General features: G+C 57.8%; 14 protein-coding genes. 6 read left to right on the top strand and 8 right to left on the bottom strand.

The annotated features are described in order from the left end of the window. The first annotated feature begins 48 nt into the window (after positions 1-48). The 4 genes from U5J94_RS07095 to U5J94_RS07080 all read left to right on the top strand — a co-directional run bounded on the left by U5J94_RS07095 (position 49) and on the right by U5J94_RS07080 (position 1,973). Positions 49-579 (top strand): histidine phosphatase family protein, encoded by a 531-nt coding sequence (locus U5J94_RS07095; RefSeq protein WP_322564942.1) that lies wholly within the window; start codon positions 49-51, stop codon positions 577-579. Beyond that, complete coding sequence (locus tag U5J94_RS07090) at positions 576-1,244, top strand: energy-coupling factor ABC transporter permease (RefSeq protein ID WP_322564941.1); 669 nt, start codon at positions 576-578, stop codon at positions 1,242-1,244. The genes U5J94_RS07095 and U5J94_RS07090 overlap by 4 nt, the downstream gene beginning before the upstream one ends. A gap of 254 nt (positions 1,245-1,498) precedes the next feature. Beyond that, positions 1,499-1,726 (top strand): hypothetical protein, encoded by a 228-nt coding sequence (locus tag U5J94_RS07085; protein ID WP_322564940.1) that lies wholly within the window; start codon positions 1,499-1,501, stop codon positions 1,724-1,726. Next, positions 1,713-1,973, top strand: coding sequence for a DUF6316 family protein (locus U5J94_RS07080; RefSeq protein ID WP_322564939.1), 261 nt, complete (start codon positions 1,713-1,715; stop codon positions 1,971-1,973). The genes U5J94_RS07085 and U5J94_RS07080 overlap by 14 nt, the downstream gene beginning before the upstream one ends. 70 nt (positions 1,974-2,043) lie before the next feature. On the opposite strand, the gene U5J94_RS07075 is transcribed toward U5J94_RS07080, so the two are convergent. The 4 genes from U5J94_RS07075 to U5J94_RS07060 all read right to left on the bottom strand — a co-directional run bounded on the left by U5J94_RS07075 (position 2,044) and on the right by U5J94_RS07060 (position 5,135). After that, the gene (locus U5J94_RS07075; protein WP_322564938.1) at positions 2,044-2,634 is read right to left on the bottom strand and encodes a malonic semialdehyde reductase; all 591 of its coding nucleotides are present in this window, start codon (positions 2,632-2,634) and stop codon (positions 2,044-2,046) included. A gap of 99 nt (positions 2,635-2,733) precedes the next feature. Beyond that, complete coding sequence (locus U5J94_RS07070; RefSeq protein ID WP_322564937.1) at positions 2,734-3,078, bottom strand: hypothetical protein; 345 nt, start codon at positions 3,076-3,078, stop codon at positions 2,734-2,736. A 610-nt stretch (positions 3,079-3,688) separates the two neighbouring features. Continuing rightward, complete coding sequence (locus U5J94_RS07065) at positions 3,689-4,201, bottom strand: SixA phosphatase family protein (protein ID WP_322564936.1); 513 nt, start codon at positions 4,199-4,201, stop codon at positions 3,689-3,691. Between the two features lie 34 nt (positions 4,202-4,235). Further along, entirely contained in the window at positions 4,236-5,135 is a 900-nt protein-coding gene (locus tag U5J94_RS07060; RefSeq protein WP_322564935.1) for a DMT family transporter, read from the bottom strand. A gap of 149 nt (positions 5,136-5,284) precedes the next feature. On the opposite strand from U5J94_RS07060, the gene U5J94_RS07055 reads away from it, so the two are divergent. Continuing rightward, entirely contained in the window at positions 5,285-6,460 is a 1,176-nt protein-coding gene (locus U5J94_RS07055; RefSeq protein WP_322564934.1) for a patatin-like phospholipase family protein, read from the top strand. Between the two features lie 310 nt (positions 6,461-6,770). Here the strand turns inward: U5J94_RS07055 and U5J94_RS07050 are convergent, their stop codons facing one another. From U5J94_RS07050 to senA, 4 genes are all read right to left on the bottom strand, one after another. After that, positions 6,771-8,126 (bottom strand): MBL fold metallo-hydrolase, encoded by a 1,356-nt coding sequence (locus U5J94_RS07050; RefSeq protein WP_322564933.1) that lies wholly within the window; start codon positions 8,124-8,126, stop codon positions 6,771-6,773. 338 nt (positions 8,127-8,464) lie between these two features. Beyond that, positions 8,465-9,103, bottom strand: a complete 639-nt coding sequence (locus tag U5J94_RS07045; protein WP_322564932.1) for a hypothetical protein — start codon at positions 9,101-9,103, stop codon at positions 8,465-8,467. A gap of 168 nt (positions 9,104-9,271) precedes the next feature. Further along, on the bottom strand, positions 9,272-11,533 hold the full coding sequence (selD, locus tag U5J94_RS07040) for a selenide, water dikinase SelD (RefSeq protein ID WP_322564931.1): 2,262 nt from the start codon (positions 11,531-11,533) through the stop codon (positions 9,272-9,274). Positions 11,534-11,551: 18 nt separating this feature from the next. Continuing rightward, complete coding sequence (senA, locus tag U5J94_RS07035; protein WP_322564930.1) at positions 11,552-12,850, bottom strand: selenoneine synthase SenA; 1,299 nt, start codon at positions 12,848-12,850, stop codon at positions 11,552-11,554. A gap of 183 nt (positions 12,851-13,033) precedes the next feature. On the opposite strand from senA, the gene senB reads away from it, so the two are divergent. After that, positions 13,034-13,981 carry a selenoneine biosynthesis selenosugar synthase SenB gene (gene senB / locus U5J94_RS07030; RefSeq protein WP_322564929.1) on the top strand — a complete coding sequence of 316 codons (948 nt, stop codon included), beginning with the start codon at positions 13,034-13,036 and terminating at the stop codon, positions 13,979-13,981. Positions 13,982-13,994: the final 13 nt, after the last annotated feature.

Below are 13,994 nucleotides of genomic sequence, written 5' to 3'. Positions count from 1 at the left end.
CTTTGCCATGATATTATAAACAGTGATTGCTATGCTACGGTGAAGCTCATGCCTTTTTACGCCATGCGTCACGGCCGCACCAATTTCAATGATCAGGGCCTGTGTAACGATGACCCGAAGCGCGACGTCCACCTGACGGACACCGGTATCGCCCAGATCGAGGCCGCCGCCGGATACCTCCGCGATATACCCCTGCAGCGGATTATCACTTCCGAATTGCCCCGCACCCGACAGAGCGCCGATATCGTCAATCGCCATCATCAGATACCGGTCAGCGCGCACCCCGACCTCAATGATATCCGTTCGGGCTTCGACGGCCGGCCGGTCGCCGACTATTTTGCCGCCATCGGCGCCGATCCGCTGCACACCCGTCCACCCGGTGGTGAATCGCTGCTGGAGCACAAACAGCGCATCGCGCGCTTTCTCGATTGGCTGCGCCAGCAGCCCGAACGGTCTATTCTGTTGGTAGTCCATGAGGAGACACTGCGCGCGTTGAGCGCACTCTTGAACGGACTGACCGATCAGCAGATGACACAACTGCATTTCGCCAACGGCCAGATCGTGGAGTTTGCCTGGTGAACTACCCCGCCGACATGGTACCCCAAAGCTGGTTGTGGATCGCCGGGATCCTCTATGCCGTGATTCTGCTGCTTGCCATCCGGCAGGTCCCCTGGCGCCAGTATCTGGAGCAACCGCACAAGGCCCATGTTTTTCTCGGCGGCAGCGTCGCTCTCATCCTGCTGTGGCAAATCACCACCACCCGCCTGCCGGGGCTGGAATACCACTATCTGGGCGCCACCCTGATGACCCTGATGTTCGGCTGGCAGCGGGCGCTGATCGTTATCAGCCTGGTGTTGCTGGGGCTCGTTTATAACGGCAGCAGCGACTGGCAGACCTACCCGCTCAATGTCCTGGTAATGGGCTTGACCCCGATCCTGATCACCACCGGCATCCTGCGCCTGGCCGAAGCCAGGCTGCCCCATCATGTCTTCATCTATATTTTCATTAACGGTTTTTTTGGCGCGGCCCTGGCCATGGCCGGTGCCGCCAGTCTTGCCGCGACACTGCTGCTGATCGCCGGCGCCTACAGCCCCGGCCAGCTTGCCTACGACTACTTCCCTTATATGCCGCTGATGATGTTTCCCGAGGCCTTTATTACCGGCATGTTCACCAGCATTCTGGTCGCCATGCGGCCTGAATGGATCGAGACCTTCGACGACGCGCGCTATATCCAGGGCAAATAGCACCGGTCGCGCACTGCCCGGCTCTCCCTGTGCGCCCGGACGGCTCTTTTCTAGCCCCCGGCTTTGCGCAAGCCTCTCAATGAAACAGTCACCCATCACGCCCAGCTTGTCAGGCTTTTCCTACAGGGGTGTCTGTCAATTCCTACATAAGATTCAGCCTAAACTGATACCAAGAGTCCGTGTTAACTGACAGACATGTTCTTCCCGCCAACATATCCTCTACCACGTTTTTGGTGAGAGCAGAGGAGTCACAAATGGATTATGTCCGAACTTTAGGAGGAAGTGCTCCTCGTTCAGGCCGCCATGATCGTATCAACAGCGATCGCTATTTTCATGTCATGAATCAGGGCTGGTATGCCCTGACTCGCGAAGGTATCCAGGGCCCGTTTCATAATAAGCGGGATGCCGAAGAATTTGTCGCCAAGGTCATAGCAGGGAAAATTCAGCCGGAGTCCGAGGATACCAATCATGCAAATAAATGAATCCGGGACGGCCCTTGCGAAAACCCGCATCGACGACCAGGGCCCCTCTCGCAATGGTGAGAGCGGCCCCCTACCACCACGGAGTCGCCGCTTTCATTTTAATGGCCGACACGGGTTCTTTTGTACCCGCGAGCGCATCACTTTCGGACCGTACGATACTTTTCGTGAGGCCGAGCAAAACCTGAAGTTGTATCTGCGTCGCTGCGGCATTGTGCACTACGAACAGGAATCCCGCATCCCGCGATAACAATTTTCCTCCTGCGCAACCACAACGGCCACCCGAAGGTGGCCGTTGTATTTTCTGCTGCTGTCATATTCTACTCGATACGACAGGCTTCATCGAAATCCAGCCGTGGTCCACGCGGATAGAGCTTCGACTCATCCCCATAGCCCATGGCGCAGATAAAGATGGACTTGATCTTGCCGTCGGGGAAAAACGCTTCATCCATTTTGGCATTGTCGAAACCCGACATCGGACCACAATCCAGTCCCAGGCTGCGCGCCGCCAGCATCATATAGGCCCCCTGGAGAGAAGCGTCGCGGTGCGCACTGTCCTGAATTTTCTGCGGTTTGCCTTCGAACCAGGTTTTGGCATCAGTATGCGGGAACAGCGTGGGCAGCTTTTCGTAAAACTCCAGGTCCATACCAACAATCGCCACCACCGGGGCCGTCATCGATTTTTCCACGTTGCCTTCGGCCAGCGCCGGTTTCATCCGGGCCTTGGCCTCGTCGGATTTGACGAACACGATACGGGCGGGGCAGGAGTTGGCGCTGGTCGGTCCCCATTTCATCAGATCATAGAGCTGTTGCAGCAGATCATCACTGACCGGCCGGTCCTGCCAGCCGTTGTGACTGCGTGCCTTGCGAAACAGGGTGTCGAGTGCTTCAGCATTCAGGGCTTCTGCCATGACCTTCTCCGTTGATTATCAGTTTGACAACCATTATGAAGGCCACCCCCCTACCCTGACAAATGCGTGGTTATTCTTTCAACAAATCATTAACATCCTTCAGCCCGGCACGCGGTGGCTGACCAGCAGGGCCTCGGGGACGTGAAACTTGATGACTGCCGGTAACTCCAGGCATATCCCCGGCACCGGTTTGACCGAGACCCACAACACGCTGGTTTTTATATTAAAATCGGCAAAGACGACGGTGCGCTTGTACAGTTGCAGAACATAATCAATCCTTCCGATCACCTCCTGACGTATCCGTGCGGATCGCAGGTGCAGACCGGGAATAATCATCATGAAATCTGTAAGGTATTGCCCGTTTTCATCCCGAATCGGCACCCGGGCATACAAGGGTTCGGCCGGTTCCAGGCCTGTCCCGCAAATCAACTCGGTTGAATTCATCGCCCCTCCCCGCCGAGAACCTGTCCATGCGCGGCCGCTGATCGTTTCGTCACCCCGCAAACCCTGCGGGGATATCCTGCATCGTTGATGCTTGCTTGTCTGTAACGGCAGGCCTTGAATTAGTTTTAGCAGGTGCGGGCCGAAATACCAACGCCATGTCCCCAGTTCGAACAGGCCTTTAACCGAATCGGGAGATAATGCAAGGGAAATGTTGACCACCGAAACACTGAAGACACCGAATAGCACTAAAAAAAACATAATGACTGTTCCGTTTCGGTGACTTCGGTGACTTCGGTGTTTTCAGTGGTGCTGCTATGCCGCCGCAGGACTCACTGATCCAAATTCCTGCATACTCCATACTCTGACGAATCTTGCAGGTCACGTTGGCGAAGCCTACGTGACTCTAAGAACAGGGCAACCACATCGATCTCCGGGAATAGCCAAAATGTCAGGCAGCGCGGTGCGCAGCCTGACCTACGCCTTGCGCAACTTTTGGGAACAGTTATTTAGCGACTGCACTGTAACATTCTGCTCCGTGACCGACGCTAACGGGATGAGTGCGGCTTGAAGCCGGCCGCACAATTCGCACTTCTGCTTCTGTTGTTCCATCTCACGTCAGTTCATCCGCCCGGGTCAGATCGATCAACTGGCTGCGGCCTTCGTCAAGCGCGTCGTTGTCCTCGAGCCGGATCCGGACCAGATTCGCGGTAGTCAGCAACTGGCCTTCCTGCGTCCGGGGCAACGGTTCGGCACACAGCCAGCCCAGCAGCTCTTCCAATCCAGGGTTGTGCCCAACCAGCATGAGCGGCCCGTGGGGCTCTCTCCTATCTTCAATAATCCGCAGCAGATCGCCCCGCGAGGCCAGATACAGGCCGGGATCATAATGAATATGGTTGAGGTCAACACCGAGGGCCTGACAGGCTAGCTCTATGGTTTGCCGGGCGCGAACAGCCGGAGAACTGACAATCAAGCCGGGGCGCAAATCCTGCTGCGCAAGCCACTGCCCCAATCGCGTCGCCTGCTCTCGTCCGCTGTGGCTTAGCGGACGATCGATATCGTCCATGCCCTTGTCGCCTGCATCCGCCCTGGCGTGGCGTAGCAGCCAGAGTTGTTGGTCCGTCATATTGATTCTCCTGTAAATACTCTCGTGTATCGGATCACAACGGCTCGTTATCAAAACGGGCCTTGTTGAGACTCACGTTCTGGCGCTCCTGCAAGACCAGTATGCCGGCGCCGGCGATGATCAGCGCGCCGATCACAAACAGGTAACCGACCATCTCGTCCCAGAACAGATAGCCGAACAACGCCGCAAACACCACCGAGGTATAGGTAAAGGCGCCCACCTGCGACGGCGGTGCGATGCTGTAGCCCCGGGTCAACAGCAGTTGCCCCAATGTGCCCACTATGCCAATCAACAGCAGCAATAACCAGCTGTCGGTATCCGGCGTTTGCCAGCTCCAGCTCAGCGGCACGGCCGACACCAGGGTGGCCACCAGGGCAAAATAGAACACAATGCGGGTGGTGGGTTCACTGCGTCCCAGCCGCCGCACGGTCACCTTGGCCACCGCCGCCAGCGCACCGCCCAGCAAACCGATCAACGCCACCGCCTCAAACCCGCCCTGCGGTTGCAGCACCAGGATCACGCCGATAAAACCGAGCACCACGGCCAGCAAGGCGCGGCGGGTGATCCCCTCGCCAAGCCAGGCAATCGCCACCAGCGGGATAAACAGTGGCGAGGTCATCTTCAGCAGCATGCCGCTGGCCAGCGGCATGTTGGCCAGGGCGTAGAAAAAACAGTACATGGCCGCCACGCCGAAGCCAGCGCGCATCACATGCAAATACCAGATACGGGTTTGCAAATGCCGCCAGCCGTAACGCCACAGCAGCGGCAACAGCACCAGGGCACCGAACAGGTTGCGCATGAAGACGATCATTTCGTTGGGCATGTCGGCGGAGACCGCCTTGACCGCTGCGCCCATCGAGGCGAACATCAGTTCGGAGAGGACAATAAACAGACTGCCCAGAATCAGACTCTGGCGATACAACATACTGTTCATGGCATATCGGCGCGAGCGACCACTCCCGGAATAATGGTTGAGCAAATAACAGACGAACCGGTTGGCGGCATGACAATCTCTGACTATTCTATACAGTGTGAGCAGGAGAGCCTGATTGTATAACAGCAATAACCCGACAGGCAGCACCCATGCAGTCCGATAAACCAAAAACCGGCCTGATCATGACCGGTGGCGGCGCCCGTGCCGCCTATCAGGTCGGGGTGCTCAAAGCCGTCGCCGACATTTTGCCCCGTCGGGCCAGCAGTCCGTTCCAGATTCTTTGCGGCACCTCGGCCGGCGCCATCAATGCCTGTGCACTGGCCACCCATGCCTACGACTTTCGCAAGTCGGTACAGCGCATCGCGATCATCTGGTCCAACTTTCATGCCGAACAGGTTTTTCGCACCGATGTCCCGGGCATCCTGCGCACCAGCTTCAACTGGTTCATGGCACTGATGTCACTGGGCATGAGCCACCACAGCCGCGCGCTCTCCCTGCTGGACCGTTCCCCCCTGCAGCACCTGCTCGAACAGTACATTCGCACGGAAGACATTCAGCACTCCATCGACAAGGGGTATCTGGATGCATTGAGTGTCACCGCGTCCGGCTATACCTCGCATCAGTCAGTATCCTTCTTCCATGGCCAGCCTGAACTCGAATCCTGGAACCGTTTCCGGCGTATCGGGATAAGTACCGATATCAATGTCGAGCATCTGATGGCCTCCTCGGCCATCCCGTTTGTATTTCCCCCGCAGAAAATCAACCGGGAATATTTCGGCGACGGCTCCATGCGCCAGATGGCACCGATCAGCCCCGCCCTGCATCTGGGGGCCGACAAGATCATGATCATCGGCAACCACATGGAGAATCAGGAACCGCAACGCACCCGCGAGAGTCGCCCGCCTACCATCGGCCAGATCGCCGGGCATGTGCTGGACAGCATCTTTCTCGATTCACTGGATGCCGATATCGAACGCCTGGAACGTATCAATGATACGGTAGGATTGATCCCGCAAAAGCAGCGTGACAAACACGACTTTCCTCTGCGCCATGTCGACACGCTGGTAATCTCGCCCAGCCAGGATATCGGCGATCTGGCCGAGGAATACATCGACCAGTTGCCGCGCAGCATGCGTCTGCTGCTGCGCGGCATCGGCGCCTACCGCTCGGACGGTTCGGATCTGGTCAGCTACCTGCTGTTCGAACGCGCCTATACCCGTCGGCTGATTGACCTGGGTTACCAGGACACCATGAACAAAAAGCACGAGCTGATGCAGTTTCTGGAAGTCGATCGCATGATTCAGCAGATGGCATCAAAAAAATAGTGACGAGGGTCGAGGAACCAGCGGGATATGCCGGCACTGATTTTAATCATCTCTCACCCGCATCAAGTGTGGGTCAGACTCCGGCCCGCTCCTGAAAGTTCTAAATAACTGTTCCAAATTCATGCGCACCTTTTAGAAACAGTTATTAAGTAGGCCCGATATAGCGCAGCGGTATCGGGCACCTCTTCCCTACAGCCCCAGTTGCCAGTAAATCGTTTCGGCTTCCCGGCCAAGTCGGGCACGCCAGTCGGCGAGGATCTGCTCGCTATCCTGACTTCGCCCGGCGGGTTCAACCATCAACGCGACGATTTCATGCCGCGCTTTTCTGTTGCTGCCACGCCGCCATGGAGCCCAGGTACACATCCACGTTTTTGTACCCGGCGCGCTCCAGCACACTTGCCGCGATGGCGGCGCGCTGGCCACTGGCACACATGACGGTGTAGGCCTTCTCGCTGTCCAGCTCGTTCAGTTTATCGGGCAGTTCACCGACATAGGTATGTACTGCTTCTTGCATGCGACTCGCCTCGACTTCATCGATACCGCGAACATCCAGTAACTGCCAGTCGGCGGGTTGCCTGTTCAGCCGCTGTTCGACGGTGGCCGTGTCAACAAAGTCGATTGACTCGAATGGCTCGCCGGCGGTTACCCAGTCCATGATACCGGCCACGTACCCCTCGACCCGATCCAGACCGATGCGACCGAGATGACGGGCGGCCTGCCAGGCCTGATCGGCATTCTCGGCAATCAGGACCAGTCGCTGTTCCGGTTTGATTAACCAGCCGGCAAATGCCGGGATCATAGCTTCAGGCACGCAGAGGGAACCCGGCAGGTGCGCCGAGGCATAGGCTTCGACAGTGCGCACGTCGATCCGGGTTACCTGATCGCCCAGGCTCTTGATATCGTCGACACCCAGCGCGGCCGGTTCCGGATGCATCGGGCCTGTACCGCTCAGATTCAATTGCTCCATAACCCGGAAATACGGCGGCTGATAATGATGTTCGGCCACCTTCACCTTGATAAATTTATTGCGATCGGCGATCTGCAGGCGGGGATTGTTCTGCCGCTCGTGCCCCAGCGTAGAGAACTCACGATCCGCCATGCCACTGCCGCACACCGATCCGGCCCCGTGCGCCGGCAGCACGATCGCCTGATCGCCCAGCGCCAGAATCCGTTGCAGGCTGTCGTACAGCAGTCCGGCGACCTCCTCGGCCCGCTCGGGATAAAAGTCGGTCCGCCCGACATCACCGATGAACAGGGCGTCGCCGGTGAATACGGCAACAGCGTCCTTGCCACTGGCATCGTCATAGACCGCAATGGAAATACTGTCGTCGGTATGACCGGGGGTTTCCATCACCTTCAGACGCAGATCGCCCAGCTGCACCGCCTTGCCATCGCGAACGGTTTGCGCATAGCGCACCTCGCCGGCCGCATTGGGGCCATGATAAACCGTCGCCCCGGTGCGTTCGGCCAGCAGGCCGGCGCCGGAGACCAGATCCTCGTTGCGATGGGTTTCAAATACGCAGGTGATGCGGGCGTTATTCGCCGCGGCAATTTCTTCATAGACTTCGATATCCCGGCGCGGGTCAATCACGGCCGCCTGGCCGTCGGCGCCGATGACATAAGACAAATGAGCCAATCCGGGGGATTTGATTTTTTCCAGAAACATATGCATCTCCTTTTACGTTTTCTCTCGCCAACCAGTAACCTGACCGGTAATTGCAGTATCAACAGCACGGCCAGATAACGATATCCTTTCGAGTCATATGGTCATACGCGCCGCAACGGTCAGCTTGAGTATAGGAAATGCTGTGAGGATGAGATGGCCCGCTTACAACCCGGGCGAGCGCATCAATAGCGATAAAAATTGTGGCAGTTGATAATTATCAATCAATGCACCCTTCGGGTGCAGGGACGAGTGACGAGGTACGAGGGACGAGTAAAAGCCGATCGTGCAGGCCCGCAGGGTGCTGTGGCCGGTCTGCCAGTTTGCTCGTCAAAAAATTGTTAATTTTCCCCGTAGGGATCATCCATTAGCAAGACGCTGAGATAGGGGGCGTAGGTCAATACCGCGCCCTGCACGATCCCCAGGTCATTGAATGCGTCCACCACCTGTTCCATACAGGATTCATTCTCCGGATCATCCTTCAGTGCTTTCAGGGCAGCGAGCAACGGCTTGATCTCCTCGTCAGCCACATATTGCTCGAGCATCTGGATGGCCTCTTCAAGCCGGGCGGGACGAATGGATTTACCGAGGTATTTTGATCTTGTTGTCTCTGGCTCGTCGAATTCCGGCGGCTTGTCAAAAACATTGCCGGCGATCCCGGCCGGTTGAGTATCTGCCTCGGAATCAGTAAAGCCATTGGATACCTGCACTATCTGTTGCTGCAGCGCCACGACAAACTGGTTAAATTCATCGGCGCTGGGGTTATCCATCAATAACGACAGCAATGGTTCGGGTTCGGCACGGCCATAAAACTCGATACAGGCATTGTTGATAATGGGCTCGGGATCCAGCACCGACAAACCAAGCGTGATCTTCTCTTCTTTGAATGGCGTCTTTATTCGCACATGGATGACGTCATTAATAATCTCAAATTCCCGGGTGCCTTTTAAAAAGCGTTTCTGGACAAGTTTCATGGTCATGGCAGTGTGATTGCTCGTCGATGAAGGGCCGCCAGGCATGATAATGCAAACCGTTCGCGTTTGTCACCGGCCCCGGACCTTTTGAAAATGTCAGGTAGCGCTGCGCACAACCTGACCTGCGCCTCTGCGCACCTTCCAGGAATCGCGTTATTCAGTACAATCCGTAGGCTACTGGATGCGAATGGAGGCGTCCCTGTCCGAACGGGGTTCAACTTTACCGATGATTACCGCCGTCGGATAGCCCATGCTGTGCAGCGCTTCAATGCAGGCACTTACCTTTTCCTGAGGGATGCCGGCGAGCAGGCCCCCGGCGGTTTGCGGATCGTATAACAGAGGATAGGCCGGGTGATGTGAAACCCGCTCGACATCGTCAATGGCACGCCGCAGGCGCAGGTTTTGCGGCTGAAGGGATGAGAGGATACCCGCCTCAACGGTTTGCAGGGCGCCATCCAGTATGGGTAATGCATCCATATACAGCGTGGCATCAACGTCCGAAGCCCGGGTCATCTCGATCAAATGCCCGACGAGACCGAATCCGGTGAGGTCGGTACATGACGTTGCCCCGTGTTGCAGCAAACACCGTGCAGCCTGTTGACTGGAGACCAGCATCGACTGGATGGCCGCGTCGATCCAGCGCCCTTTGGCTTTCGCGCGCATTTCTGCGGCCAACAGCGTTCCTGTGCCGATGGGTTTGGTCAAGACAAGCGCATCACCCGGCTGCAAACCCTGCTTGCGCAAGGCGGTATCGGGATCAAGCAGGCCGTTGACGGTCAATCCAAAAGCCAGTTCCGCGCCCTCGCTGGAGTGTCCGCCGGCCAGCACGGCGCCGGAAGTTTCAAGAACCTGTATGGCCCCGGCCAGTACATCATACAGCGTTTCTTCCACAATACGTTCACGTCCGTAAGGGACGGTGGCGATCGCCAGCGCCGATTGCGGTTCGGCCCCCATGGCAAAAACATCCCCCAGGGCATGGTTCGCGGCAATGGCGCCGAACGTGTAGTTGTCATCGATAAAGGCACGAAAATAATCAACGCTCTGCACCATCACCTTGTCTTTGGGCAGGGTCAGCATGGCGCAATCATCGGGGGAATCCCGGCCGATCAATACATCGTCACGTTGAGTGTCGGGCAGACGCTGCATCACCCGGGACAGCACCGTGGCGCCCACCTTTGCGCCACAGCCACCACAACGCATGGCCAGCGTGGACAGTTCTTTTATCGCTTCTGCATCGGCGATACCACTGGCCAGTTCAGGGCTGTCTTCCTCGTCCATCTCGGGCAGCTCGTTATACTTGAGCATGAAGCGACGATCGATCCAGTCCTTGGCCGTCCATAACCAGGCCGACGCATAGGACCCATTCCCGCGCGATGCCACGGCGTATTGATCGCCGGTGCTGATCAGCCCGAGGAAATTCTTTTGGGGCCGGTAACGACGCAGGCGCCGGCCTGTCGCGGCGGCGGGAAGATTATGCGCGAGTACGGGTCCCTGGCGCACGGCAAACACCCCGGACTTGGGCCGTGAGTCGGGTAATGAGGCGACATCCCCCGCCGCAAACACATCCTGATGAGACAGTGACTGCAGATGCTCATCCACCCTGATAAAACCGGCTTCATCCACTGCAAGACCGGCTTTGGCCGGCCACGTCGGCGCGGAGGCCGAAGTTACCCAGAGTACGGCGTCCGCATCATACGCCCCGCCCTCGGCGGTAAGCACCTTGTCCGCCCTGACCTCGGTCACCCGTGCCCCGGTTTTGACCGTGATATGGCGTTGCCGCAGAATCCGCTCGAAACGGTGCCGCACCCCGGCATTGTGCAGGTACATAATGTCATCGCTGGCACTCAGCAACGTGTAAACCACGTTTTCGGGATCCTTGCCGGCTGCTTTGAGTATTGTCTGCAAACGCAGCTGCGTGGATAACGCCAGCTCCACGCCCCCGGCCCCGCCGCCGACGACCACGATGCGAAACGGCCCCTTGCTCACGCGGACACGCTCGATCAGCTGCTCCCATTTATCCAGAAAGACATCGATGGGTTTCACGGGCAACGCGAATTCATCCACCCCCGGGATATCTGTGCTGACCGGTCGTGAGCCGGTATTGATCGACAAAATATCGTACGCAATCGGTGGACGCCCGCGGGCATGTACCAGCTTGTTATCCAGATCCAGCGATTCGACCTCGGCATGATAAAGGCGCGCACCGGCAAAGCGGGCCAGCGGCCCCAGGTCGATATGACACTCGTCATAGTCATAATGGCCGGCGATGAAACCCGGCAGCATGCCTGAATAGGGCGTATGAATATCCCGTGTAAGCAGGGTAACCCGCAAACCCGGAACCGGCCGCATACCGAGCCGCCTTAAAACTGTAACGTGGGAGTGCCCCCCGCCGATGAGGAGCAGGTCTTTAACAACCGGCGCTTGCGTCTTATGCATAACGATTCAACAGCTCTGTCAGCGTTTGGCGCAGGTCCGAAAACCGGCGAAAACATCGTTGCGTTCAGGACCGTAGTAGGTCCGCCAGGTATTGCGAATCAGCCGTCCGCGGGTCGGCCAGGCGCCGCCGCGCAGGACCCGGGTTATCCCGAACAACGGCTGCGAGTAGTCCCCGTACATATCGGGTTCAAAACCGGGATAGGGTCCAAACGCGTCCCCGGTCCATTCCCAGACGTTGCCGATCATTTGCCGGCAGCCGAAGGCACTGTCGCCTGCGGCATGCGCGCCAACGTCCACCGTGCCCAGGGCATAGCCATCCAGATTGGCCTGATCCGGGCGCGGCGGTTCATCGCCCCAGGGAAAGCGGCGCTTGACCGCTGACAAGCTGCGGCCGTCCTGTGAAGGCTCGGCCGCAGCCGCCGCTTCCCACTCGGCTTCTGTCGGCAGACGCCGGCCGGCCCAGCGACAATAGGCCTGCGCTTCATGCCAGCAGACGTGGATCAACGCGGCATTCATGGGCATCGGCTGCCACTGATCGAATTGTTTGATCTTCCAGCCGTCGGCATCAAGACGCCAGTAGACGGGATGTTCGAGCCGAACCTGGTTACGCCATTGCCAGCCTTCGTCGTCCCAGTATTCACGTTTGTTGTAACCATCGGCTTCGACAAAGCGCAGAAAATCGCCGTTGCTCACCGCCGCCCTGGCGATGGCAAAGGGTTCGAGCTCGACAGGATGCGCCCATTTCTCATTATCAAAGACAAAGCCCTCGGCGGGTCTTGCCCCGAGCATGAATTCACCACCGGGTATTCTGGCGTCGCCTTCCAGACCGCCGGCATCCAGGACACGGTAGCCCGGCCGGCCGATGGCGGGTTCGGGATAATTCAGTGTCTGGCGGGTATAGGTATAGGCCTCATTGTGCATGTCATGATGAAAAACCGCATATTGGGCGAGGTAATCCCGCTGCGCATCCTCGCCGCTGGCCAGAGAGGCTTTTACCTGTTCCCGGACCGTCTGGATATAGTCCAGTGTCTGCGGCATGCCCGGCAGCGGCAGATCCCAGCGATCGTCATGCCCGATCGAAATCGAGTCGTACAGCCGATCGGCATCCTCGCGGATCGGTGATTTTTTCAGGTGCTCTCGCAAGACCCAGAATTCATAAAAATAGGCCGCATGGCCAATCTCCCAGCGCAGCGGGTTAACGGTGGACAGCCGGGGCCCCATCAATTGTTCCGCCGAGAGGCCGTCAATCAGTGCCAGGGTGCGCGCGTGGGCGTCATCGATTTGCTTTGCGATTTGATCCGGATTAAGTTTATACATGCCTGAGTGACTCGGGTTATCATCTTTGATCAGCAAGCAAATCCATGCACAACAAGCAAGACACGATTTTTTGCATGAATAAATTTAGTATAAAGTTGCAAGACCGGGCCCGCAATGCCCTGTCAAAGACAACGCTGTGGCCTGAAAACAATTATTTTTCTAGCGTCTTGACGTAACAAACTTATGCGCATCCTTCTGGTCACCCCCGCACCGCCGAAATCCCGAGCCGGCAACCGGGCCACCGCCGCCCGCTGGGCCGTGATCCTGACCGCGCTCGGTCATCATGTGGCGATCAGCACCGACTTCAGCGGCCAGAACGCGGATATGATGATCGCATTACATGCCTGGCGCAGCGCCGAACCCATCCGGCAGTTTGCCGAAGCATTCCCCCAACGCCCCCTTGTTGTGGCCATCACCGGGACCGATGCCTACCGTTTTATACATACTCACCCCGATACCACCCTGCAATCGATCCGCCTGGCCAGCCACCTGGTCGGCCTGCATGATCTGATCGGCAATACACTGCCACAGGATCAGCGCAACAAGCTGCACGTCATTTACCAGTCGGCAAAACCCGTACCCCGGCGCCAGCCATACAGGCGGTTTTTTCATGTCTCGGTAATGGGGCATTTACGTGAGGAAAAGGATCCCCTGCGACCGGCGCTCGCCGCCCATCTCCTTCCAACCGACAGCCGCATCCAGGTGCATCAGTACGGTAAGGCGCACAGTGACGACTGGGCTGTACAGGCGCGCGCCGAGATGCAGGCCAACTCCCGCTATACATGGCACGACGAAATTCCCCACTATCGAATCCGACAGGTCTACCAGCGCACCCATCTGCTGGTGTTACCTTCGCGCATGGAAGGCGGGGCCAATGTCATTTCCGAAGCCGTTGTGGCCGGCGTCCCGGTCATCGCCTCGGACATCGAAGGGTCGATCGGACTGCTGGGTGAAGATTACCCCGGTTATTACCCGGTGGAAAACGAGCAGGCCCTGGCCGAACGCCTGCACAGGGCGGAAACCGACAGCCCCTTCTACAAAAGACTCGAACAGGCCTGCATTGCCAAACAGCCGTTGTTTACCCCCGAAAACGAGACCCGGGGATGGAAACACCTTTTAAGCGAACTCTGAGCAGCGCGGCCCG

Source organism: Thiohalophilus sp., from assembly GCF_034522235.1.
Classification (GTDB): Bacteria; Pseudomonadota; Gammaproteobacteria; order UBA6429; family Thiohalophilaceae; genus Thiohalophilus.
The sequence above is the reverse complement of the archived record's forward strand: the minus strand, read 5'-3'. Positions and strand labels throughout refer to the sequence as shown.

Bases quoted from the DNA above. Each gene is read 5' to 3' on its own strand.
- U5J94_RS07095 (WP_322564942.1), top strand. From the start codon at position 49: ATGCCTTTTTACGCCATGCGTCACGGCCGCACCAATTTCAATGATCAG.
- U5J94_RS07085 (WP_322564940.1), top strand. From the start codon at position 1,499: ATGGATTATGTCCGAACTTTAGGAGGAAGTGCTCCTCGTTCAGGCCGC.
- senB (WP_322564929.1), top strand. From the start codon at position 13,034: ATGCGCATCCTTCTGGTCACCCCCGCACCGCCGAAATCCCGAGCCGGC.
- U5J94_RS07080 (WP_322564939.1), top strand. From the start codon at position 1,713: ATGCAAATAAATGAATCCGGGACGGCCCTTGCGAAAACCCGCATCGAC.
- U5J94_RS07060 (WP_322564935.1), bottom strand. From the start codon at position 5,135: ATGAACAGTATGTTGTATCGCCAGAGTCTGATTCTGGGCAGTCTGTTT.
- U5J94_RS07055 (WP_322564934.1), top strand. From the start codon at position 5,285: ATGCAGTCCGATAAACCAAAAACCGGCCTGATCATGACCGGTGGCGGC.
- selD (WP_322564931.1), bottom strand. From the start codon at position 11,533: ATGCATAAGACGCAAGCGCCGGTTGTTAAAGACCTGCTCCTCATCGGC.
- senA (WP_322564930.1), bottom strand. From the start codon at position 12,850: ATGTATAAACTTAATCCGGATCAAATCGCAAAGCAAATCGATGACGCC.
- U5J94_RS07050 (WP_322564933.1), bottom strand. From the start codon at position 8,126: ATGTTTCTGGAAAAAATCAAATCCCCCGGATTGGCTCATTTGTCTTAT.
- U5J94_RS07075 (WP_322564938.1), bottom strand. From the start codon at position 2,634: ATGGCAGAAGCCCTGAATGCTGAAGCACTCGACACCCTGTTTCGCAAG.
- U5J94_RS07045 (WP_322564932.1), bottom strand. From the start codon at position 9,103: ATGACCATGAAACTTGTCCAGAAACGCTTTTTAAAAGGCACCCGGGAA.
- U5J94_RS07070 (WP_322564937.1), bottom strand. From the start codon at position 3,078: ATGAATTCAACCGAGTTGATTTGCGGGACAGGCCTGGAACCGGCCGAA.
- U5J94_RS07065 (WP_322564936.1), bottom strand. From the start codon at position 4,201: ATGACGGACCAACAACTCTGGCTGCTACGCCACGCCAGGGCGGATGCA.